The organism is Rhodococcus sp. AW25M09 (genome assembly GCF_000333955.1).
GTDB lineage: Bacteria > Actinomycetota > Actinomycetes > Mycobacteriales > Mycobacteriaceae > Rhodococcoides.
Genome location: NZ_CAPS01000076.1, coordinates 1 through 22367 on the forward strand (window position 1 = coordinate 1; position 22367 = coordinate 22367).

Here is a 22367-nt window from a genome sequence, read left to right on the forward strand (position 1 = left end):
AGGGTGCTTCCCGTCCGTGGCAAGTCCGATGGCGCTGCGAATCCACGTTCAGGGTTGCTCCGACGAGTACCCGGATCGCAGTTCTGCGCGCTCGGATCTCCTCGATTCGGTGACCGAGAGCGAAGGGTGGGTCCGTGCATTGCTCGGTGATCACTGGGCGAGTTATGCCTACGAGTTGGTACGAGTTCGGAAACTTGGCGCACAATCGAAATCACGAGGTGGTTGCGGGAGCGTCTGCCACCTGCGTGCCAAGGACTGACTGGTCCGCCGCACGATTCACCGAGAGCGATCGTGAGGCACACGGTGTCGAGTTGGAAGAAGGATCTCGGGAGCGGGCTGATCGTGTCGGGGCTTCGGACGCATTTGCCTGCGGTGTTCTGCACCTTTCGATTTGTGCTCATGACTGTTCGCGTGAGCACCACCAGGTGGTGCGTCCGCCGACAGTTCCGCGTGACATCGGCGCACCGCACCGGGGACAGGTCGCATTCGCTTTGCGAAAAGGAATTATCTCCCCGGTGTGCACGCCACCCTTCTTGATCGCAGCTCGGATGGCCCGCCGCAGCACCACTCGAAGCTCGTCGAGTTCCTCGGTCGTGAGCGTCTTTGCTCGCCTGGACGGTGCTTGCTCGCTCTGCCACAGCACTTCGTCGGCAAGAAGATTGCCCACGCCTGCGATTGCGGCCTGATCCAGCAGTCTCGCCTTCAGAGGTGCAGCGCTGGAACCGATTCGGTGACGGAACTCGTCGCGTGTGATCTCGGCGGCATCGGGCCCCAGCGCATCGATGTCGGGTTCGAGCCGAACTCGACCGAGACGACGCTTGTCGAACAGTCGAAGCTGGCCACCGTCGTCGAACGTCATGGAAAATCGCGTCCATTCCGGCTTGTCGGTGGGCCGCTCGCCGACATGAGGGTCACCGCCGCCGTACCGTGACGTGCTGTCGCCGTCCGGTGCAGTGACGATCACCCGTCCACCCATACCCAGGTGAATGCCCAGCGTCGGGCCGCTCGATCCGTCGGCCGTGACGGTCTCGCACCACATCGCCTTGCCGCGGCGGCACGCCTCGGTGAGTTGCCCGCCCTTCAGCGCGTGCGCAATCTCGCCGGGCATGTGCGGGCGACACTCGAAAGTGTCCGCGTCGTCGATGTCGACGATGACGCGACCGAGCGCCTTCTCTACGACCTGTCGGGCATTTTCGACCTCGGGGAGTTCGGGCATGAGTCGGGAGTACCCGATCGACGGACAATAATCGGTGATACCGCGGACAACATCGACAACGACCGATGCTGGTTCGGTGTTCTCGGCTACGGCGTCTCGGTCGCGTCGGAACTCAGAGGGCCCAGTTCGGCGTCGAGCACTTTCTGTACGACGCGCATCGCAGCCAGCGCGGCCGGTGCTCCGCAGTAGCCGGCTGTGTGAATGACAGCTTCGGTGATCTCCGTTCTCGTGAGGCCATTGCGGAGAGCCCCCCGAACGTGGCCGGCAAGTTCTTCGTGGGCGCGCAGCGCGATGAGGATCCCGAGATTGAGCAGACTGCGACTGCGGTGATCGAGGCCGGGACGCGTCCACACCCCTCCCCACACGGTGTCGGTCACGAAATCCTGAAGTGCAGCGGAGTCGGTGTTCTCGGCGTTGGCGAATGCGCGCTCGACGTACTCCGCGCCCATCACATCTCTTCGAACCTCGAGTCCATCCTGGAAGCGCGGACCTCTGCTCTGGTTCGTGGACTCGTCGTCGATCATGATGTTCCCTCTCGTCCGCTGCGGTGTCGTCAGATCATCGCAGGCGTCGATCGGAGAGGTCATGATTGCGCAGCGACTCGTGGCCTGCCGATGACGGGAGAAATCACCGGCGACCGTTTCCGTCACGTGGAAATGTCGTCCGACGTCGACGGCTCCGGCTGACTCGAGCCGGTACGAAAATTGCGACCTTCGGGCGGGGCGACGCCCGGCTCACGTGTCGCTCCCATGAACGCGCTACCGCCGACCGCACTTTCGATCCCGTGGAAGCGTCCGCTTCGCATACGCGAGCGAAGTACGCGGGCGACGGCGACGAAGCCAACAAGAACCGCGGCGAAGCCCACGACAAGTATCAATGCAGCGTCCATTGCTTCCTCCCGTGTGCGTCCGTCCTCCTACCGTCGAACATAAAAGCGTCGCCGTCAACGTCTGGCGCTACTCTCTGCTGTCCCGATCAGTCGATGCGAGGTAGTTCAGTAGCTCCGATGAGCTCCTCAGCGCTGAAGGTTCGGTCCGTCGTCGCTGGAGAGGGGGTGGTCACGGGACGGTTGCTCTACGCGAGTTGCTTCCAGGAACAGCTGCAGAAAACTCGAGTGCGATGTGCTTTCCCCCATGACATTCTTCGAGCGAGGCTCCTCGGATGGCTCGGGCATGGCGATTCGCATCCCTCCTGGATCGGCTGTTCGGAGAACTCACGTCGTGTCCGACTTCACCTCGAATAGTCTCAGAATTTGAATAGTCAAACAACTGAGACAGTCCCGACCGGCACGTAGATCCGACGGCCTGGATGGCGGCCCACTACCTCGGATCGGCAGCGGTATGGTTCCCGAGAGCTGCAGCATTGCCGAGAATGGGGTTTCCGGGGATGAGTTCGCGTCCGACGTTCGAGGCGTATTTTCTCGCCAGTCGTGTTCGGAGGCAGCAACTCTCACTGTCGCACCGACGATGCGGTGCAGGCCTACGGGAAGACTCCCGGGCACGCCACATCGACGTCGGTACTGCTGGAGACCGTGGCCTCGTACTCGCCCGACGTCGACGCTGCCGAGCGCCTGTGGGCTATCGATGCTCGGTCTGTCACGTCCCCGCAGCGGTGGGTGGTTCGATCAACATCCTCTTGATCACTTTTCCGGTGGCAGTTCGGGGGAGCTCATCCAGAAACGTGATGTCTCGTGGAACGCAGAAGCGGCTCAAGCGGTTTTTGATGTAGGCGCGCACCATGTCTGCGTCGAGGCCCGCCGCACCGCGGCCGACGACGAACGCGGCAAGACGTTGCCCGTACTCGCTGTCGGGGACACCGACCACAGCGACCTCGCCGACCTGAGGAAGGTTGGCGATGGCGTCCTCGACCGGGCCCGGAAAGACGTTCTCGCCACCGGAAATGATCATCTCGTCGTCCCTGCCGCAAACGAAAAGCCGTCCGTTGCAGTCGACGAAACCGAGATCGCCGGTGTCCATCATCGCGGCACCCCGTGCTGACGCGGTCGGCGGCGGTTCGGCATTGGTGTAGCCGTCGAACAGCATGTCGTTGCCGACGAAGATGCGGCCGAGGCTCCCCACCGGTACGACGCTGCCGTCGGCATCGAGCACCGCAACCGTCGTGCCGAGCGGCGGCCGTCCCGCAGTGCCAGGGGCCGCGCGCAGATCGTCAGGGGTGGCGATAGTGGCCCACGAAACCTCGGTGGAACCGTAGAAGTTGTACAGGATATCGCCGAAGACGTCCATGAAGCGGCTGACGGTCGATCCGGTCAACGCAGAGCCGCTGCAGGCGACGACGCGCAGACTGGAGGTGTCGTAACGGGAGCGCACCGCCTCGGGCAGATCGAGGATGCGTTGCAACATGATCGGTACGGCGATCAACGAGGTGCATCGATTTTCCTCGATTGCGCGTAGGCAGTCTTCGGCATCGAATCGTTCCTGGAGCACCACCGTTGCTCGCAACGAAGTGCTGATCTGCAGTGCTGCGAGTCCCCAGCTGTGGAACATGGGTGCTGCGATGAGCATCCGCTCGCCCGTTCGAAGCGGCATCCGAGACAGCATTGCAGCGATGGTTCCGAAGCCCCTCGGCGTGGGGCGTAGCGCGCCCTTCGGCGAGCCACTGGTCCCTGACGTCAACACGACGACCGACCCGGGACGAGCCGGACGCGCGAATGTTGCCGACGGGGGCGCGACGAAATGCTCGAGGGTGCGTCGACGCGGGATGGCGGTATGAGAGGAGAGACTGACACGGGTGACGTCGTCGCCGAGGTAGCGAACCATCGAGTCGAATTCGTCGTCGACGAACACCATTCGAAGTTCGTGACGGGCGGCGATGGCCTCGATCTGGCGCGAGGCCAAGCCGGTGTTGAGCAGCACCACCTCGACTCCGAGCATGCCGCACGCGACTGTGCATTCGATCATGGCGGAGTGGTTGCGAGCCAGAATTCCTACGGTGCTACCGGGACGGATACCGGATGCATCCAGACCTGCTGCGATGCGATGTGACCGATGGTGGATCTCCGCGAACGTGCGGGTTCCTCTGTCGTCGATCACGGCGATCTCGTCCGGTGACTTCGCCGTAGCGGCCGCGAAGCCTCCCCCCAGAGTGAAGCCCCACTTCGACAGCGAGTTCAACTGCCGGTACGCGCGGTCGGGACGTGCCGCGCGGACGACGCCCGTGGCCACCATCGTCTTCAGGATGGCCAGTTGTAGCGACCGAGAGTCTCCGCTGTTCGAAACGATCGACGTAGCGGTACCCGACAGAGAATTCTCGAGTTTGTGCAGACCGCCCTTGACCCAGTCGATGACCGCGCGGTTGTTTTCGGGTTGCGGCGCGTAGGCCCCGCCGAGACCCGCTCGGAACATGGTGACATCGATCTTCGTCTCGCTCGCGGATTTTGCGGTGAGGGTGAATCTGATGAATCCACCGGACTCGGGGTGTTCGATGGTGATGATCGTTCGGTTACGCCGATTCACCACGAGTTCGAGGTTGTGTTCGACACCGCCGACTCCGCATCGATACCCGGCTGCCGAATCACGAAGCGTGCAGTATTCGAGGCCCGGGAGGTAGCGAGGGAACATTTCGACGGCACTCAAGACCCCGCAGACCTGCTCCATGCCGTGCTCGAAGACCACACTGCAATCGATGACGTCCGAGACCATGTCCCACCCCTTGTACCCGCCGAGACGACATCAACGCCGCTCCAATACCGACCAGGAGATGGCGGCGTGCACTTGGAACGGGTCATCCGCCTGGATGAACCCGTCATGTTATCCCCCAAGTGCGGTTCGTGGGGGAAATCGTACGAAATTCGAACTCCGCTATCCGAGCTTCGTCCAACGGCCGAACTCGAAGTCAGGGACGCGTCGGTACGAAGACGCATCCCCAGCTTCGAGTTCGGGACGGAGTTACTTGCTCAGGTTGGGGTTCGAGGTAGCGGTGTTGTCATCGAGGACCGGATCCCAGACATCTCCTGGCAGGTCACCGGGCAGATGACTGTTGCCGCGGCCGACGAACTTGTCGTCGCGACCCTCGCGTCGCATCGCCTCGAAGTCTGCCAATGCCCCGAATGCCCACTTGCCCAGCAGTGCAATGGCCACCAGGTTGACCGTCGCCATGGCAGCCATAGCGACGTCCGCCAGAGCCCACACCGTCGTCAGTGCCGACAGGGAGCCGAAGCCGATAGCCGCAAGGACGATGGTCCGCAGGACATTGAGAAGCTTGCCCTCGACGCCGAGGAAGTTGAGGTTGATCTCCGCGTACGAGTAGTTGCCCAGGATCGACGAGAACGCGAACGTGAAGATCAACAGCGTCATAGGAATCGTCGTCCATGTTCCCAGCTGAGCGGAGATCGAATCCTGGGTCAGCACCGCACCCGCCACGCCGCCCGGATCGGCGACGTCGTACACACCCGAGACCAGGATGATGAACGCTGTTGCCGTACAGATGACGATGGTGTCGAAGAAGACTCCGAGGGACTGAATCAGGCCCTGCTTCACCGGATGCGACACCGTGGCGGTCGCCGCGGCATTGGGTGCGCTTCCCATTCCGGCCTCGTTGGAGAACAAGCCACGCTTGACGCCGTTGAGCATGGCAGCCAAGATTCCGCCCGTCGTTCCGCCGATTGCCTCGTTCAGGCCGAAGGCGCTGGACACGATCTGACTGAACACCGTGGGGATCTCACCGACGTTCATCGCCACGATCACCAATGCGAGCAGCACGTAGATCACGGCCATGACAGGCAAGAGATACTCGGCTACCCGAGCGATTCGCCGAACGCCACCGAAGAGAATCGGAGCCGAGAGCACCACGAGGAAGACTGCGATCCAGCCTGCATCGATGTTCATCGTGGACGAGAAGGACTCGGTGATCGTGTTGGCCTGAACCATGTTGAACGCGAATCCGAAAGCGAAGATCAGCAGGCACGCGAAGACGATTCCCCAGCGGCGCGAACCCAGACCGAGCTGGATGTAGTAGGCGGGGCCACCTCGGAAGCTCCCGTCCGGATTACGCACCTTGTACATCTGCGCCAACGTCGCCTCGATGAAGGCTGTCGCCATGCCGACTACGGCGACCAGCCACATCCAGAAGATGGCGCCCGGTCCACCGAGGGTGATCGCGATGGCGACGCCTGCGATGTTTCCTGTGCCCACTCTGGATGCAAGACCGACACAGAATGCCTGGAACGCCGAGATGCCGCCTTCGGCATCCGAGCGAGACCCACCGATTGCCTTGAACATCGACGGCAGCAGTCGAACTTGAACGAATTTGGTGCGGACTGTGAAATACAGCCCGACGCCGATCAACAAGTAGATGAGAAAAACGCTGTAGAGGCGATCTGCCAAGAAGTCGATCACTGAACTGACGGTATCCACGGTGCCATCCTGGAGTGCTCGGTGTGTGGGTGCGTCGACAGCACGTTACTCGTAGATTGTCGAAAGTTTGCACTGAACAAAGACACCGAAGCTCGTGTTCGGTGGCTGCGTCAACGGTTCATGGCTTCCCAGATCTCGCAGAACGGAACTCGACGCTCCAGAATGCGTTCTGCCGCACGGTGTCCCGACTTCATCGCAGCGGTCACCGTCGCGGGATCATCCGTCCAGGTGGCCTCACCCGCGAGATGCAGTACACCGCCGATCGGCGTGGCGAGATCGTCGTGATCGCGGGGACGTGAGCCCACCGTCATGTACGAATACGAACCGTACGAGAACGGATCGTCCTGCCATCGAGTGACATACACGCTGTCCGGTGGAACGACGCGTTCGCCGTACATGCCGCGCAGCGCCTCGACGATCGAGTCACTGATTCTCTCGTCCGACCAATGCCTGGTCTGCTGTGCGCACGGCCCCGCTGCGAACGTCAGCAGCGTGGGCAACCCGTGCGGCTGGGTCACGTCGTACCAGGAGTGCCACCAGCGCCCGGCCTCGCCCTGCCGCCGCACGGCGTAGACATTCTCGTCCCAGAATTTGATCGGAAATCGAAGGAAAACTTTCTCGAACGCGTTCATCGCAAGTCGGTCCAGCGCACCCGAAACAGGCTCCGGCAGCGGAGGTTCGATGATGAAGTCCGCCGACTCGAGTACCCCGATCGGGACTGTCACGACGGCGCGATCGGCCGAGAACGAATGAGACCCGGCCCGTACGAGAACTCCGTCGTCGCTCCAACGGACGTGTGTCACCACGTGCTGTAGTCGAACGTCCAGGCCCTCGGTCAAACGTACGGCGAGCTCGTCGTAGCCGTCGGGGAACACGACTTCGTCGCCTTCGATGGCATCGTCGTCCAACCCGTGTGCGTCGAGATCGCCCTGGCCTACCCCCAGCTGTTCTTCGGCTCGGTGGGCGAGGAACTCGCGCACTCGATCGAGTCGGCCGGCATCCCAATCCAACTGCGTCAGAGTCGCTTCCACTGCATCGCCGAATGACACTCCTGGGGATGACTCGGCAATCGTCGCGGCGAACGCTTCGTCGAAGTAGTGGACATCGGCGGCGAACCGTGCGGCTGCGTTCTCGCTCAACCTGGTTCCGTCGGGGGAGTAGTAGGCAATGGGGCGGCCATCCGGTTGGTAGCTGCCCACGGTGAACTCGGCAGTGCCGATACCGAACGCCTGCACGGCGTCGGCAAGAGGATTGTTCTCTATCCCGTGAATCCACGAAGCGCCGACGTCGAAAGTTCTCCCGTCGGCGCGTACCGTCCACACCCGGCCGCCGACGCGGTCGCGCGCTTCCAGAACGACGACGCGCTGACCAGCACGGTGCAGAATTCGGGCAGCCGTGGAACCGCAAATTCCTGCTCCCACAACGAGGGTGTCGAATCGTGTCATCGTCGCTCCGATCTCACGCCGGGGGTGTGCTCAGTTTCCTCGACCGGAGTTCCCTCTGCCGGAGTTGCCGTTACCCGCGTTGCCGTTGCCGGATTTGTCTTTGTTCTTGTCCTTGTTCTTGTCCTTGTCGTTTCCGTTCCCAGGGTTTCCGTTTTCCGGTGGCGGGGCCGGTGCGACGGGTTCGATGAGCACCGGATTCGACAGGGGTGCCGGAGCAGATTCGGGTGGGTTCGAGAACGCCGGAATCACGGGCTGCGGTGTCGGTGCGGGCGTCGTGGGCGAATCGGTCGTCGACTCCACGAGCGTCGGTGCGATCGGAGACGTGGGCACCTCGCCCGTTCCGCCGCCCGTGTCGGTCGCCAGCCACACGACGCCCGCTCCGAGTGCGACGAAGAGAACAGCCGCTGTCGGCACGATCCATCGTCGGCGCGGCGATTCCTGGGAAGCGAGCGGCGGAACACCTTCGCTGGTCGATCCGTCGGTGGGTTGGACAGCCATTGCAGTAGTCGGGGGGAGGGGCGTGGCGCTTCGTGCGAGCCCGCGCAATCGCTGTGCGACAGCAGGTGCACCCGGCCGATCCTCCGGCCGCCTCGATGTCATCGCCGTCAGCAACGAGTGCCACTCCGGTCCCAGTTCCTCGGGGACAGCGGGATCACGATGCAGCCTTGCCACCGCTGCCGCCACCGCACTGCCCTCGAATACCATTGTCCCGGTCAGGCATTCGATGAGAACAAGACCCAGTGTGTAGATGTCGGCCGGTGGGCCGGCGGCAGTTCCGGTTGCCTGCTCCGGGCTCAGATAATGCGCAGTGCCGACAGTGGTGCCGTGCTCGGTGAGCCGTTCGGCGTCGACTATGCGGGCGATACCGAAGTCGGCGAGTTTTGCGCACTGTCCCACACCGACGTCCGGCGACTGCGCGATGAGGATGTTGGCCGGTTTGATGTCGCGGTGCACCACACCCCGGTCGTGAATGTAGGCAAGGGCGTCCGCCAACTCGCATCCGATGAGCGCCACGTGGTCGCTCCGGAGGGGTAGGCCCTCGCGATAAGAACCGAGCGTCGGCCCGTCGATCAGTTCCATCACCAGGTACGGAACCGGTACTCCCGTTGCATCCGCTGCCGTCCCTGCGTCGTGCAATGTAACGAGACCCGGGTGCGACAGTGACGCGAGAGTCCGGATTTCGGCGTCGATGCGATTGGCGGTGTCAGCGGGTTCGCCGTGGCGGAAGATCTTCACTGCGACGGATCTGCCGAGCATCACGTCGTGGGCGTGCACGACATCTGCCATTCCGCCGCGCCCCAGAACGGTGCCCAGGCGATATCGACCCGCGAAAAGGTGATCGTGATCGGCCCGAGGACGAATGTCCGTTCCCACCATGATTCACCGCCGTTCGTCGACTACTTCGAGCACCTTATCGTCAAAGGACGGACCCCAAGAGCGCAGTCCGGTATCGAGACCACCGCTCCGTCGGGCATGATGATTCACCGGGTGGGGGCAGTTGGAGCAGCATCGAGGAAGGTCCCACCATGCGTCCCTATTCGACGACTGCGCAGATCTCACCGATGTCGATCGACATCACGTCCGCCTACCAGCCGATCGTCTCTCTGGACGACCGCACCGTGGTGGGGTACGAAGCCCTCGTCCGGACCTGCGGTGACGGTCCGTCGATGACGCCGCCAGAACTGCTGCTGGCTGCACGAGCGCAGGGAATCACCGCCGAGTTCGACTGGCGGTGCAGAGCAAGCGCGCTGCGCGGTGCTGTCGAGGCCGGCTATCCCGAGCGGCTGGCGCTGTTCGTCAATGCCGAGCCCACTGCACTCGATGCGCCGCCTCCACAGGATTGCTTGTCGCTGTTCGCCGAAGCGTCACGACTGTCGATCGTCGTCGAAATCACCGAACGAGACCTGATGGGAGATCCGGCCGGTCTGCTGAGGGCGGCCGAGCATGCGCGAAACATGGGATGGCGGGTCGCCATCGACGATGTGGGTGCAGATTCATCCAGCCTGGCGCTGATCCCGTTGCTGCGGCCCGACGTGATCAAGCTCGACATGGCACTCGTGCAAGGGCGTTCGACCGACGAGACCGCCGCCATCGTCGCCGCCGTCGCCGCCGAGGCAGAACGAACCGGTGCCCTGGTGCTGGCAGAGGGAATCGAAACCGATCGACACGAGAGCTTCGCGCACTCCATGGGTGCCGTTCTGGGACAGGGATACCTCTACGGCGCACCGGCGTCCCTGCCGGATTTCGGCGTGGTCACCGAACCTGTTCACTCGCTCGATCTGAGCGCAGCCGTCACGGTGCGCGCCCCGGTGGCCGTCACGCCCTACGGTCTGACCCATCCACTCGGTGCCGCCAGGCAGGCCGACTCGACCTTGCTCGACGCCATCGAGAACAGCCTGCTGCGCAGTGCATACGGTACCGGCTCGTCGACCGTGGTACTGGCGACGCACAGCTCTTCTACGGGCGTTACCCCTGCCCGCGCGGCAATCTACGAGGATCTGGTGGCACGCACCGCGCTCACGGCTGTGTTCGACTCGCACGCTGCACCGGCAGAGCGCAGCTTCCGTACGGTGATCGTGGGCGCAGATGAGCCATTGGCGATGGAACGTTCGATCATCGTTCTCGCTCCGATGTCGAGCGTGGCACTGATCGCAGTCGAGCGTGGTGCGGGAGACGACGGCAGATTGCTGTACGACTACCGCCTCACCTACGACCGCCATGTGGTCCTCGATGCAGCAACGGTGCTGTTGCGGCGAATACCCGATCGGTCCGCGATCTGAGCCGACTGTCCTCGGTCAAGATCACGTAAATTCTGATCTGAATTGCAGTAAAGCCCATCGCCTGCGGTCCAACTGCTGTTCACTCCAATACATGAGCCCTCACCCCCACTCAACAGACTTTCTGGCCGCGGACGGAGGCACGCTCAGCTCGATCGAGACAGCGATCAACAACGCATTCGATCCGATCTCCGCCGCAGTGTCGAACTTCGTCTTCTTCACCGTGGACATCGGCGGTGCCGCGGTGCCCTTGATCGTGCTGTGGCTGATCCTCGGCGCCATCATCTTCACGGTCACCTTCAAATTCATTCAGTTCCGCGGAATCAAGAGATCCTTGATTCTGGTGAGTGGCAAAGAAGACGAGGCCGACGCGCCTGGAGAAGTGAGCCACTTCAGAGCCCTCACCGCCGCGGTGTCGGGAACCGTCGGACTCGGCAACATCGCCGGCGTCGCGGTAGCAGTGACGCTCGGCGGACCCGGTGCCACCCTCTGGATGATTCTCGCAGGCCTACTGGGCATGGCGTCGAAATTCGTCGAGTGCACCCTCGGTGTGAAGTACCGAGACATCAACGAGGACGGCACCGTCTCGGGCGGACCGATGAAATACCTCACCAAGGGGCTGGCAGAGCGGGGTCTGGCAAAGCTCGGCAAGGTCATGGCGGTCTTCTACGCCATCATCATCACCTTCTTCGCCATCAGTGGTGGCAATATGTTCCAGGCCAATCAGACGTTCGCGCAGGTTCGCTCCGTCACCGGCGGTGAGGACGGGTTCCTCGGTTCCGATGGGGCCAAGGCCATATTCGGTCTTGTCATCGCGTCGATCATCGGTCTGGTCATCATCGGCGGAATGAAGTCGATTTCGGCGGTGACAGCGAAGCTGGTCCCGTCCATGGCGCTGGTCTACATCGTCGCCTGCGCTGTCGTCATCGGCGTCAACTTCCGCTCGGTCCCGACGGCATTCACCGCGATATTCGAGGGCGCGTTCTCGCCCGAGGGTGTGGCAGGCGGAGTGCTCGGTGTGATGATCATCGGCTTCCAGCGCGCCGCATTCTCCAACGAAGCAGGGCTGGGATCGGCCTCAATTGCACACTCGGCCGTCAAAACCCGACACCCGGTCACCGAGGGCTTCGTGGCCATGCTCGAGCCGTTCATCGACACGGTTGTCATCTGTACCGCAACGGCATTGACCATCGTCATCGCCAACACTGTCACCTGGCAGGACCAGCGGGCGATCGTCGCCGAGACGGGCGCGCTTCCCGCCGGCGGCGTGACGCTCACCTCCGACGCCTTCGAAACCGTGCTCCCGTGGTTCCCGTACGTGCTGACGATCGCGGTCGCGCTGTTCGCGCTGTCGACGGCAATAACCTGGGCCTACTACGGACTGCAGGCCTGGACGTCGTTGTTCGGACGCAGCCGTTTCTCACGCACCTTCTTCAACATCATGTTCTGCGCGTTCACCGTCATCGGAACCGTGCTCTCGCTCGGCTCGGTGTTGGACTTCGCCGATGCCACCCTGTTCCTGCTGGCCTTGGTCAACATCACCGGCCTGTACCTGCTGCTGCCGGTGGTCAAGCGTGAACTCTCCGAATACATGGCGATGCGCCGGGGTGAGCCGGACAAGGTCGACGCCGAGGCCTGACCGGCAAACGAATCGGGACGACAGACCGGCTGCCGAGAACACGAGGTCCTCGGCAGCAGGCCGGTCGGACAGGCGGGTGCGATGAAGATCGATTTCAAGAAAGCACTCGACTCGTACTCCGCGCGGCACAACGTCTTTCGCACTCTTGTTGTTCCGTCGCTGGCCTATCTGATGATCGATGGCCGTGGCGATCCGAACACCGCGCCGGAGTATGCGGAAGCAATTGCCGCGCTCTATCCCGTGGCCTACGCACTGAAGTTCGCCAGCAAGAAGAATATGGACCGTGACTACGTCGTCATGCCGCTCGAGGCGCTGTGGCGGGCCGACGACATGGCGTCGTTCACCACCGAGCGCAACAAAGCGCAGTGGAATTGGACCGCCATGATCATGGTGCCCGACTGGATCGATCGCGCGATGTTCGAGGCGGCAGTCGCGGCTGCGCGTGCCAAGCGCGAATACGCCGCGCTGAACAGGATCCGTTTCGAGAATCTGGACGAGGGACTGTGCGTGCAAACGCTGCACGTCGGTTCCTACGACGACGAGACGCGCGTACTGGCCGACATGCATGACGAATACATTCCGAATGCAGGATTGACGATGACCGGTAACCATCACGAGGTCTACCTGAGTGATCCGCGCCGAGTGCCCGCGGCGAAACTGCGCACCATCCTCCGTCAACCGGTCGCGCAGCGCGCGGAGCCTACGACGCTCTGAGACGATGTCCGTCATGACCAACGCGGTGCGTCCGGTGTCGTTCACGGCCGGAACCCTCACCTTGCTCGGTGCGCTCTACTTTGCGCAGGGGCTGCCCTTCGGCTTCTTCACCCAGGCGCTCCCGGTGGTACTCCGTGAGTCGGGCTTCTCGCTGGTGAAGATCAGTGCCACCGGTGTGCTGTTCGCGCCCTGGGCACTGAAGTTCCTCTGGGCACCGTACATAGATCGCTACGGATCCAGGCGGCGGTGGCTGCTCTCGCTCCAATGTTCGGCCGCCGCGGTGGCACTGGCGCTGTCGTTTCTGGACCTGTCATCGACGTTGCGCTGGTTGTTCGTCGGCATCTTCGTCATGAACGTCATCTCGGCCACGCAGGATATCGCGACCGACGGCATCGCCGTGCGTACGCTGACCGCGGCGCAGCGCGGGCTCGGCAACGGTCTGCAAGTCGGTGCCTACCGGATCGGAATGGTGTGCGGCGGGGGACTGCTGTTGTGGCTGTTCACCTTTGCCGGGTGGCGGGTGCTGTTCGTCGCTATGGCACTGCTCATCGTGCTCACGACGATCCCGGTGTGGTGGATGCGCAGCCAACTGGACGCGGCAGATGCAGCTGTCGATCGGCATGCCGAGTCCGAGACACCGGTGCGGCTTGCTGTTGCTTGGTGGTCCCGGCTGCGCAGGCCCGGCATGGCGGTGTTCATCCTGCTGATCATCGGGTTCAAGTTCGGTAATTCGATGGGCTCGGCTCTCGTGGGGCCGTTCCTGTCGGACAGCGGACTGTCACTTGCACAGATCGCGTTGGTCGAGGGCGGCCTGTCGTCGGTCGCTGCGCTCGGTGGGGCAGCACTGGGAGCCTGGTTGTCCTTTCGGCACGGGCGACGTCACGCGCTGCTGGTCGGGGGAGTGAGCCAAACCCTCAGCCTCGCACTGTACGTCGTTGCGTCGTTCGGCATCGGTGGATTTCCGCTGTTGGTCACGGCCAACATCACCGAGCACGTACTCGGTGGGGCGGCCACGGTCGCGGTCTTCGCGCTGATGATGGACGCATCCGAGAAGCGTTTCGCAGGAAGCGATTACACGCTGATGGCGTGCGCGGTGGTCTTTGCGCAAGGTGCCGCGGGTCTAGCGGCCGGTGTGGTGGGTGACCTGTTCGGTTACACGGCGATGTTCGGCTCCGCACTCGTACTGTCCGGAATCGGCTGTGCAATGCTGCTCTTCGCACTCGACCGAGGCTGGGGGCCAGAAGGCCTACAGCAGCCGATTCCACCGAAGACTCTCGCCGGCTAGAGGCGACCGCGAAGACGGGGAGTCGTAACCCCTCAGTGCGAACCCGTTCGAAGTGGTCATGTGGGCGTGCATGATCTTGTCCTGATCACGAGGTCAGATCGAGGCGTCGGTGTCCGAGAGAAGGGCACGCAGAGCGCGAACGTGACTCCGATAGGCGCTCTTGCCGTTTCTCGTCAGCGAGAGCCAGACCCTGCGCGAGTCGGTGTGCGATCGCTGCTGCACGACGTATCCGGCGTCGACGAGGGCAGCGACCTGCTTGCTCAGTGCGGATGCGCTCAACCCGCTGTGTTCCTTGACGATCGAGAGTTCGAGCGTCGTCGCGGCAGCCAGCAGTGCGCAGATTCGCAGCCGATGCGCGGGATGAATGATGGGATCGAGATCGTCCGTCATCGGCGCGTGCTGCGGTAGTGGACGAACGAGCCGATCGAATAGGTGGTCGCTGCCGCTACCGCGAGCAGTACCAGCGCCCAGGCGGGAAGGGGCGGGTCCGCGAATGCCAGCGCGACCACTACGAACGCAGCCGACAGTGCGACCGAGGCGAGAAAACCTCGGCTGGTGGGCAGGGCCCACGGTGTTCCCATGCGGTAGCCGGTGATCACGTTGACGGCGATGGTAGCGAACGCCAGAGTCAGTAGTGCGACGACGCGACCGACGTCGCCGAGCAGCGGCGTGAGTGCTATCGCCCCGACGAGCAGCGCGTTGACCGGATAGAGCCATACCGGCCATGGAGTATCGCGCACCGCGCGCTGTACTCGGTCGATGTCGTCGAGAGCGGTTCGTGCTTCGGACGAAGTGGGCTTGCCGATGTTTTCCATAGTGGAAACTGTATTGGATAGTTTCCACTGTGGCAACAATATTGCGGAGTTCAGTTTTCGGTATCGAGATCCACGGGCCGGGGGACCTCCGCATCCCACCGAGCCTGACGTTCGTCGTCGGACTGTTCCCACCACGGCGTTCCCCGCTCGCCCAGAGCGACCTTGCTTGCCTGCACACCGGCGCGGGCCTCCGGCGCACCGGATGTTCGTTTGACCTCCCTGCGCCAGGCCATGAGGATCGATCGCAACTCTGCGTTGCGCTGCTCTGGGATATCGGGATCCGTTGCGCGCCAACGTCGACCCTTGATGACGACGTACCGGCCGTCCTCGGTGCGTCCCGGTTCTTCGGCCATGAGTCCACACTGCCATGTGTCAGCTGCGTAGGTGCACTGCGGCCGCCCGTCCTTGGCGAATCCGACCGACGCAGCCCACCGTGCATTCACCGGTGTCGATCATTCCGAACACGGAAGCTGCGACGGTTGAATGCATGATCTACGATTCCCGGACCCGTACCGCGAATTGGAGAGGACGTACACATGCGCACCCTGATCGTGACCGCATTCGTTTCGCTCGACGGTGTGATGGAAGCGCCCGGCGGCGAAGCCGGCTATCGCAACTCCGGGTGGACGTTCGAGGGCATCGAATTCGACCCGGCCGTCTACGAGATCAAGGGCCGCGAGCAGGAAGAGGCCACGGCGCTGCTACTCGGCCGCACGTCGTACGAGGCATTCGCGCCGATCTGGCCCACCATGGACGACTTCGCCGGATACAACGCGATGCCCAGGTACGTGGTGTCGAGTACGCTCGAACAGGACGATTCTCGTTGGCCCGCAACCATCTTGCGCAGCATCGACGATGTCGCCGAGCTCAGGAACACCGACGGTGGGCCTATCTCGGTACAGGGCAGCGCCACGCTCGGTCGGAGTCTGGCCGACGCCGGGCTCGTCGACCGATACCACCTACTGGTATTCCCGCTCCTGCTCGGTGCGGGAAAACGATTGTTCAGTGCGGCCGACAAGGACACCACGCATCTGAAGCTGATCGAACACGAGGTCTACGGCAACGGAATTCAGAAGCAGGTGTTCGACGTTCGTCGATGAAGGAGCACTCGTGATCGAGGTGTCAGACGTCGTCGCTTCGAATGGTGCGTCGGCGTACCGAGACCAGCTGCAGCTCGGGCCGCGAGGCCGCGACGCGTTCGATTCGATCGAGAACATCGGTGACATGCTCGAGGTCGCCCGCCACGACCGATGCACCGATACCTGCTCGCCTGTGTAGTTCGCGATGGTCGGTCTCTGCGACAGAGACAGCGAACTTGCGCTGCATCTCGGAGATCACCGGCCGAATCACCGAACGCTTCTCCTTGAGGGAGTGCACATCGCCGAGGAGAAAGTCGAATTCTATCCATCCAATCCACATAGACCGTCCATCTTAGCGCTGGGAGGACCACCTCCCGATGCGGGCCGCACGACCCGCATCGGGAACGTCGCTAGCGCTCGCTGACCAGACCGAGTGCCACGAGATCGGACAGATACTTCTCGATGAGTTCGCGCCCCAGGTGTGGAATCTCACCGATGGCAGCTGCGAATTCGTCCGCCGGCAGAATGGCACCGGACGACGGGTGTTGGGGACGCGCGTACGAGTGAATGAGGGGAAGCAGCGAGTGCGACCGCTGCTTGTCCGGTAGCGACTCGACCGCTGTGCTGAAACGCTGGAACCACTCGTCGTAGTTCTCGACGATCTCGATGTCGCGACCGGCCTCACGGAGCCAGTCGACGAACGTGTCCAGCGAGATGTTGTCATCGTGTGGGTTGAGAATGTCGAAGGTTCGGTAGCCCGACAGGTCGTCGCCCGCGATCGTCGTGATGGCAGCAGCGCTGAAATCTGCAGGGAGCCCGTCGTAGTGGGCCAGTGGCCGTCCTTGCTCATCGGTCGGTGCGCCGGTGCCGGTGGCGTAGAACGTCCGTGGAGCCAAACCGGTGGCCACCACCGACAGGATCAGCCGGGTGAAGACATCCGGAACGTTGAGCTGTCCCGACCATCTGCTGTGCGCCAGGATCATATCGGAGCGGAAGACCGACACCGGTAGATCGAACTCGTCGAACGCATTGCGCAACAACACTTCACCGGCCCACTTGGAGTTGCCGTAGCCGTTGGCGTAAGAGTCGTCGACCGCGCGCGACGGGCTGTCCGTGCGGATGTCGCCGTTCTCTCGGAAGTTATCGACGCCCACTGCAACGGCTACCGTCGACAGGTAAGTGATCGGTTTGACGTGATGGGTGCGCGCAAGCCGGATCACCTCGCCCGTTCCGACGACGTTGGGGCCGAAGAGATGCTCGTACGGGAGTGCATGATTGACCAGCGCGGCGGGGTGGACGATGCGATCGACCCGCTCGGACAGCCTCGCGAAGGCATCTTCGGCCAACCCGAACCGAGGCGTGCCGAGATCGCCTGCCACGACCTCGAGGGCGGCGTCGGCCAACGTCCGGTAGCGATCGGACAGTTCTGCGTCGCCGCTGTCGAAGGCCGCGTCGAGTCGAGCTCGCGCGTCGGAGTCGGAGCGTCCGCGCACCAGGCAGATCACCCTGCCGCCGGCCTCGGCTATGCGCTCGAGCCACTCCAGGCACAGGAAGCGGCCGAGATATCCGTTGGCACCGGTCAACAGAACCGTGTCGGTTCGGTTCCCAGGCTTGGGAAGATGGCGCGCGGCATCGAGTAGAGCATCGTCGAGAAACGCAGACAGGCTCAGGTCGGAGGCGTGGGCTACGGTTGCGTCGCGACCGTGGACCGATGCGAAGGTTGCGGTGTCGGAATCGCTGTCGCGGGCCGAGGTGATGTACTCGGCCAGTGCATTCAGGTCCATGGCAGGCCCGGTAATGACACCGACCGGTACATCGACATCGTAGATGTCTCGCAACAGTGTCGAGAACGTCAACGCCGACAACGAATCTCCGCCGAGATCGCTGAAGTGGGCATCGGGCCTGATGTCGGAGGTCTCGCATCCGAGCAGGGCCTGTGCGGCGTCCCCGACCGTGGTCAGCACGGGGGCGTCGGCACCGCTGCGTCGAAGCTCGCGCAGGCGCTCGTTCTGACCCGACTCGAGTTCTGCGTAGCGGCGCTCGAGCTCGGCACCATAGCGTTCGACGAGTTTGGGTCGCAGTTGCTTGCCTGCACCGGACAGCAGTCCGTTTTGCTGCGTGAACGGTTGACGCTCGATCGTCACCTCACGCGGAATCTCGTACGAGTTCAACGATTCCGCCCGTGCGATGTGCTGCAGCGATTCGATGATCGAACCGGCCGTCGTATTCTGTTGAGCCGGAACGACGACAGCCAGCAGGTAGGAGCGTTGGCTGTTGCCGTAGACAAAGATCTGATCGACCAGGTCGCTCGTACCGAACAGTGCTTCGAGGCGTGCCAGCGCCACGAACTCGCCCTGAGCCAGCTTCAGAACGTTCTTGCGGCGATCGACATAGGCGAGCCGGTCCGGCTCGATCTCGGCGACGACATCGCCCGTGCGATAGAAGCCCTCGGAGTCGAAGACGTCGGCGGTGACGTCGGGACGTTTGTAGTAGCCGGGAATGATGGACGCCGTCTTGAGGAGTAGTTCGCCACGCGGATGCGGAGTGTCGGTGGAGAAGTAGCCGAGCTCGGGCACGTCGTCGAGCTTGTATTCGATCACCGGTGGCCGCGCAACGACGCCGTCGTGCAACACCATTCCGGCCTCGGTCGAGCCGTAGTTGTCACGAACCCGCACATCGAGCAACTCCGTGACGAACTCCTTGACCTCAGGGGCGATCGGTGCGGTGCCGACCATCGCCGCCAGGATGCGTCCGCCGAAGATTGCTGTCCTGTTGCGCTCCAACACCGCCCGACGCGTCTGCTCGTCGTCGCCCCCGGCAGAGCGTTCTGTCTCCCGATCGATCTCGGCGAGCACGGTGTGTCGAATCATCTCGCACACACGCGGAATCAGCAGTGCCAACGTGGGTCGAGCAAGCGCGAAATCGTCGAACAGTGTCGACAGGTCGCTGGCTCCTGCGAAGTGCACGGTCCCGCCTGCGGCCAGAGTCGAGAACACGAGTCCGCGCCCGGCCAGGTGACTCATCGGAAGATAGTCGAGGGTGATGACGGGAAAGGCCGGCTGGTCGGTAGCTTCTGAGGAGGCGCCGGTGTGGTGCCAGGCACCGGTCCACGCACCGCAGACGATTCGCTCGGTGTGCATCGCACCTTTCGGGGTGCCGGTGCTACCCGAGGTGTAGATCAGCGTTGCGAGTCGGTCGGGATCCTCGGCGTCGGGTAGAGGAACCTCCGGAAGCTGTGCGCCGTCGCGGATCATGTCGGTGAGTGGTTGGACGACGACGCCCACTGGTTCGGCGTCCTCGCGGGCGGCCGACATGGTGTGCGCGTGAGCGTCGATCGCTCCGTCGTAGTCGAGCACGATGATTCGGCGAATGGACCGGCAATGCGCTGCAACCTGAACCGCCACGGACAGATTGTCGACACCGGCTGCGAGAACGACCGGTTCGACCTCGCTTGCGATCGCGGCCAGCTGGCCGGCGGAGGCACCGGCCTGCAGAGGGACGGCGACTGCGCCCAATCGGATAGTGGCCAATTCGGCGATCACGTAATCGACGCCGGCGAATCCCAGGGTTGCGAAGAAGTCCCCTGGGGCGATGCCGAGTTCGTCGTGCTTCAGTGCCGAGGCCAGGGCGCCTGCATCGGTCCAGGCCTGACCGTAGGTGATGGTCTCGAACTGCGGGAGCAGGTGGAGGGTGTGGGCGTCGTCGATCTCTCGGCCGCGGCGGCCGAGTGCCGGTCGATCCGAGTAGCGCGTCATGATCTCGGCGACCACGCGGGCGAGGTTGGGCGACAACTCCTGCGCTGCGTCGGCCACCGCGCTGACGGGCTCGGCGGCCCGAAACTCACGGTCGGTCTCGTGCAGGTCCTGGTATCTACTGCGCTGCCTGCTGTCACGATCCTGTTCGCTGTCGACGGTCAGTGTGTGCGTCATGCTCGACTCCCTCCGACGATGCGCGCCGAACCTGTCCGGGCGATCGCGATTGTCCAGTAAATATCGTTATCAAAGGTAAGTATATGCCGGAGCCTGTGGTTCCAATCGTGATGCTCCTCATAGTCCGATCGATCTTCGATAGCCGTTCGCGGACCGCAGGACTGCGGACGAGGCTCGACGGGGCCGTCGAAATCGGACTTGTATGGTGAGGTCGTAGTCACACGAGAAGCCTGCGGAACGACTCGGCTACTGGTGCAACCTTTGTGATCGGAGAAGTGAATGTCGGATGTCCTTTCGCGCCGCGACCTAGATTTTCTGCTGTACGAGTGGCTGGACGTGGCTGGGTTGACCGCTCGTCCGCGCTTCGCAGAACACTCCCGCGAGACCTTCGATGCGGTGCTGGACCTCAGTGCGGACATCGCCCGCAAACACTTCGCGCCGCACAACAAGAAGGCGGATGCGCATGAGCCGACGATGAATCCGGACGGCTCGGTCGAGCTGATTCCCGAGGTCAAGGAAGCACTGGACGTGTATGCGTCGGCAGGTCTGATCGCCGGGCAATTCGACGAGTCGATCGGCGGTATGCAACTACCGACGACGGTCTCTCGAGCGGCAATGGCATTTTTTCAAGCCGCGAACGCCGGGACCTCGTCCTATCCGTTTCTCACGATGGCCAATGCCAACCTGATCGCGACACACGGCACACCTGATCAGGTGCGCGACTACGTTCGGCCCATGCTCGACGGACGCTGGTTCGGAACCATGTGCCTGTCGGAGCCGCAGGCCGGATCGTCGCTGGCGGACATCACAACGAAAGCGGTACCGCAGGACGACGGCAGCTTCCGTATCACCGGTACCAAGATGTGGATCTCCGGTGGCGATCACGAACTCACCGAGAACATCGTCCATCTGGTACTTGCGAAGACCCCCGGAGGCCCGCCCGGGGTCAAGGGAATTTCCCTGTTCATCGTGCCCAAGTTCCTCCCGGACGGTGACGGCGGTATCGGCGAGCGCAACGACATCGTGTTGGCCGGCCTCAATCACAAGATGGGCAACCGCGGTACCACCAACACCCTGCTGGCGTTCGGCGACGGAACCCATTCTCCCGCTGGGCAACCCGGGGCGATCGGATTTCTCGTAGCCGAAGAGAACCGCGGATTGTCGTACATGTTCCACATGATGAACGAAGCCCGAATCGGCGTCGGCTTTCTTGCCATTGCGCTCGGCTATGTCGGTTACCTGAAGTCGGTCGAGTACGCGAAGACGCGTACTCAGGGACGACCGCTCGGCGCAAAGGATCCGGCAGCGCCCCCGGTCGCGTTGATCGAGCACGCCGACGTCCGCCGAATGTTGTTGGCGCAGAAATCGTATGTCGAAGGCGCGCTGGCGCTCGGGCTCTACTGCTCACGTCTGGTCGATCATCAGGATTCGGCGTCCGACGATGCGGAAGCAGCGCGATCGACGCTGCTGCTCGATGTACTGACGCCGATCGCCAAGAGCTGGCCTTCGCAGTGGTGTCTCGAAGCCAACAGTCTGGCTATCCAGGTGCACGGCGGCTACGGATACACCCGCGACTACGACGTGGAACAGCATTACCGCGACAACCGTCTCAACCCGATTCATGAAGGTACACACGGCATTCAGGGGTTGGACCTGCTCGGCCGCAAGGTGGTCATGCAGAACGGTGCGGGACTGGCGCTGCTCGGGGAGCAGATCTCCGAAACCGTCGAACGAGCGCGCGCCGCAGGCGATGACGCTGCCCGATACGGAGCGGAACTGCATGCCGAATTCGCCAGAATCGTCGAGGTCACCGCGGCAGTGTGGGGGACCGGCGATGCAGCCGTAGCCCTGGCCAACTCCACGGCGTACCTCGAGGCGATGGGGCACATCGTCATTGCCTGGATGTGGCTGGAGCAACTACTGGCCGTCGGTACCGAAACCGGAGACTTCTACGACGGAAAACGTTCTGCGGCCAAATACTTCTTTGTCTACGAGCTGCCGAAGGTGAAGGTTCAGCTCGATCTGCTGGCGCGACTGGACCGCACCACCCTCGATATGTCACCCGCCTGGTTCTGAGTACGAGCTACAAGGAGATT

At 63.0% G+C, this 22367-nt stretch carries 18 protein-coding genes and 1 pseudogene; 7 read left to right on the forward strand and 12 right to left on the reverse strand.

What is annotated here, in order from left to right; genetic code table 11:
- Positions 1-259 (forward strand): annotated as a pseudogene (locus RHODMAR_RS29120) (hypothetical protein); the annotation flags it as partial.
- Positions 260-397: 138 nt separating this feature from the next.
- On the opposite strand, the gene RHODMAR_RS15340 reads toward RHODMAR_RS29120, so the two are convergent.
- The 7 genes from RHODMAR_RS15340 to RHODMAR_RS15375 all read right to left on the reverse strand — a co-directional run bounded on the left by RHODMAR_RS15340 (position 398) and on the right by RHODMAR_RS15375 (position 9410).
- Positions 398-1216 (reverse strand): Fpg/Nei family DNA glycosylase, encoded by an 819-nt coding sequence (locus RHODMAR_RS15340; protein WP_008716036.1) that lies wholly within the window; start codon positions 1214-1216, stop codon positions 398-400.
- Positions 1217-1302: 86 nt separating this feature from the next.
- Positions 1303-1740, reverse strand: coding sequence for a carboxymuconolactone decarboxylase family protein (locus RHODMAR_RS15345; RefSeq protein ID WP_042939450.1), 438 nt, complete (start codon positions 1738-1740; stop codon positions 1303-1305).
- Positions 1741-1862: 122 nt separating this feature from the next.
- Positions 1863-2105, reverse strand: coding sequence for a hypothetical protein (locus RHODMAR_RS15350; protein ID WP_008716040.1), 243 nt, complete (start codon positions 2103-2105; stop codon positions 1863-1865).
- Positions 2106-2811: 706 nt separating this feature from the next.
- Positions 2812-4875 carry an AMP-binding protein gene (locus RHODMAR_RS15360; RefSeq protein WP_008716041.1) on the reverse strand — a complete coding sequence of 688 codons (2064 nt, stop codon included), beginning with the start codon at positions 4873-4875 and terminating at the stop codon, positions 2812-2814.
- Positions 4876-5121: 246 nt separating this feature from the next.
- A complete protein-coding gene (locus tag RHODMAR_RS15365; RefSeq protein WP_232433674.1) occupies positions 5122-6570 on the reverse strand; it encodes an alanine/glycine:cation symporter family protein in 1449 nt (482 codons plus the stop codon).
- Positions 6571-6698: 128 nt separating this feature from the next.
- Positions 6699-8033, reverse strand: coding sequence for a flavin monoamine oxidase family protein (locus RHODMAR_RS15370; protein ID WP_008716045.1), 1335 nt, complete (start codon positions 8031-8033; stop codon positions 6699-6701).
- A gap of 30 nt (positions 8034-8063) precedes the next feature.
- A complete protein-coding gene (locus RHODMAR_RS15375) occupies positions 8064-9410 on the reverse strand; it encodes a serine/threonine-protein kinase (protein ID WP_008716047.1) in 1347 nt (448 codons plus the stop codon).
- Positions 9411-9559: 149 nt separating this feature from the next.
- Here RHODMAR_RS15375 and RHODMAR_RS15380 point away from each other — a divergent pair, with 149 nt between their 5' ends.
- The 4 genes from RHODMAR_RS15380 (at position 9560) to RHODMAR_RS15395 (ending at position 14448) form a co-directional block, all read left to right on the forward strand.
- Positions 9560-10813, forward strand: a complete 1254-nt coding sequence (locus tag RHODMAR_RS15380) for an EAL domain-containing protein (RefSeq protein WP_008716048.1) — start codon at positions 9560-9562, stop codon at positions 10811-10813.
- Positions 10814-10904: 91 nt separating this feature from the next.
- On the forward strand, positions 10905-12449 hold the full coding sequence (locus RHODMAR_RS15385) for an alanine/glycine:cation symporter family protein (protein ID WP_042939421.1): 1545 nt from the start codon (positions 10905-10907) through the stop codon (positions 12447-12449).
- An 81-nt stretch (positions 12450-12530) separates the two neighbouring features.
- Positions 12531-13163: a GyrI-like domain-containing protein gene (locus tag RHODMAR_RS15390; RefSeq protein WP_008716053.1), complete on the forward strand. Its 633-nt coding sequence runs from the start codon at positions 12531-12533 to the stop codon at positions 13161-13163.
- Positions 13164-13176: 13 nt separating this feature from the next.
- A complete protein-coding gene (locus tag RHODMAR_RS15395) occupies positions 13177-14448 on the forward strand; it encodes an MFS transporter (RefSeq protein ID WP_042939451.1) in 1272 nt (423 codons plus the stop codon).
- Positions 14449-14541: 93 nt separating this feature from the next.
- Here RHODMAR_RS15395 and RHODMAR_RS15400 read toward each other — a convergent pair whose 3' ends face one another.
- Genes RHODMAR_RS15400 through RHODMAR_RS15410 form a run of 3 tightly spaced genes read right to left on the reverse strand, consistent with a single transcriptional unit; the run spans position 14542 to position 15616 of the window.
- Positions 14542-14838 carry a transcriptional regulator gene (locus tag RHODMAR_RS15400; RefSeq protein WP_008716055.1) on the reverse strand — a complete coding sequence of 99 codons (297 nt, stop codon included), beginning with the start codon at positions 14836-14838 and terminating at the stop codon, positions 14542-14544.
- Positions 14835-15263, reverse strand: a complete 429-nt coding sequence (locus RHODMAR_RS15405; RefSeq protein WP_008716058.1) for a hypothetical protein — start codon at positions 15261-15263, stop codon at positions 14835-14837. Before RHODMAR_RS15405 ends, RHODMAR_RS15400 begins: the two co-directional genes overlap by 4 nt.
- A gap of 50 nt (positions 15264-15313) precedes the next feature.
- Positions 15314-15616, reverse strand: a complete 303-nt coding sequence (locus tag RHODMAR_RS15410; protein WP_042939452.1) for a hypothetical protein — start codon at positions 15614-15616, stop codon at positions 15314-15316.
- A 183-nt stretch (positions 15617-15799) separates the two neighbouring features.
- Here RHODMAR_RS15410 and RHODMAR_RS15415 point away from each other — a divergent pair, with 183 nt between their 5' ends.
- Entirely contained in the window at positions 15800-16363 is a 564-nt protein-coding gene (locus tag RHODMAR_RS15415; RefSeq protein WP_008716062.1) for a dihydrofolate reductase family protein, read from the forward strand.
- Between the two features lie 22 nt (positions 16364-16385).
- On the opposite strand, the gene RHODMAR_RS15420 is transcribed toward RHODMAR_RS15415, so the two are convergent.
- Entirely contained in the window at positions 16386-16682 is a 297-nt protein-coding gene (locus RHODMAR_RS15420) for a DUF503 domain-containing protein (protein ID WP_008716064.1), read from the reverse strand.
- Positions 16683-16752: 70 nt separating this feature from the next.
- On the reverse strand, positions 16753-20271 hold the full coding sequence (car, locus tag RHODMAR_RS15425) for a carboxylic acid reductase (RefSeq protein ID WP_008716066.1): 3519 nt from the start codon (positions 20269-20271) through the stop codon (positions 16753-16755).
- Between the two features lie 279 nt (positions 20272-20550).
- On the opposite strand from car, the gene RHODMAR_RS15430 reads away from it, so the two are divergent.
- Positions 20551-22347: an acyl-CoA dehydrogenase gene (locus RHODMAR_RS15430; RefSeq protein WP_008716067.1), complete on the forward strand. Its 1797-nt coding sequence runs from the start codon at positions 20551-20553 to the stop codon at positions 22345-22347.
- Positions 22348-22367 lie beyond the last annotated feature (20 nt).

Coding starts and splice junctions, on each gene's coding strand:
- RHODMAR_RS15340 (WP_008716036.1), bottom strand. CDS start 1,216: ATGCCCGAACTCCCCGAGGTCGAAAATGCCCGACAGGTCGTAGAGAAG.
- RHODMAR_RS15345 (WP_042939450.1), bottom strand. CDS start 1,740: ATGATCGACGACGAGTCCACGAACCAGAGCAGAGGTCCGCGCTTCCAG.
- RHODMAR_RS15350 (WP_008716040.1), bottom strand. CDS start 2,105: ATGGACGCTGCATTGATACTTGTCGTGGGCTTCGCCGCGGTTCTTGTT.
- RHODMAR_RS15360 (WP_008716041.1), bottom strand. CDS start 4,875: ATGGTCTCGGACGTCATCGATTGCAGTGTGGTCTTCGAGCACGGCATG.
- RHODMAR_RS15370 (WP_008716045.1), bottom strand. CDS start 8,033: ATGACACGATTCGACACCCTCGTTGTGGGAGCAGGAATTTGCGGTTCC.
- RHODMAR_RS15375 (WP_008716047.1), bottom strand. CDS start 9,410: ATGGTGGGAACGGACATTCGTCCTCGGGCCGATCACGATCACCTTTTC.
- RHODMAR_RS15380 (WP_008716048.1), top strand. CDS start 9,560: ATGCGTCCCTATTCGACGACTGCGCAGATCTCACCGATGTCGATCGAC.
- RHODMAR_RS15385 (WP_042939421.1), top strand. CDS start 10,905: ATGAGCCCTCACCCCCACTCAACAGACTTTCTGGCCGCGGACGGAGGC.
- RHODMAR_RS15390 (WP_008716053.1), top strand. CDS start 12,531: ATGAAGATCGATTTCAAGAAAGCACTCGACTCGTACTCCGCGCGGCAC.
- RHODMAR_RS15395 (WP_042939451.1), top strand. CDS start 13,177: ATGACCAACGCGGTGCGTCCGGTGTCGTTCACGGCCGGAACCCTCACC.
- RHODMAR_RS15400 (WP_008716055.1), bottom strand. CDS start 14,838: ATGACGGACGATCTCGATCCCATCATTCATCCCGCGCATCGGCTGCGA.
- RHODMAR_RS15405 (WP_008716058.1), bottom strand. CDS start 15,263: ATGGAAAACATCGGCAAGCCCACTTCGTCCGAAGCACGAACCGCTCTC.
- RHODMAR_RS15410 (WP_042939452.1), bottom strand. CDS start 15,616: ATGGCCGAAGAACCGGGACGCACCGAGGACGGCCGGTACGTCGTCATC.
- RHODMAR_RS15415 (WP_008716062.1), top strand. CDS start 15,800: ATGCGCACCCTGATCGTGACCGCATTCGTTTCGCTCGACGGTGTGATG.
- RHODMAR_RS15420 (WP_008716064.1), bottom strand. CDS start 16,682: ATGTGGATTGGATGGATAGAATTCGACTTTCTCCTCGGCGATGTGCAC.
- car (WP_008716066.1), bottom strand. CDS start 20,271: ATGACGCACACACTGACCGTCGACAGCGAACAGGATCGTGACAGCAGG.
- RHODMAR_RS15430 (WP_008716067.1), top strand. CDS start 20,551: ATGTCGGATGTCCTTTCGCGCCGCGACCTAGATTTTCTGCTGTACGAG.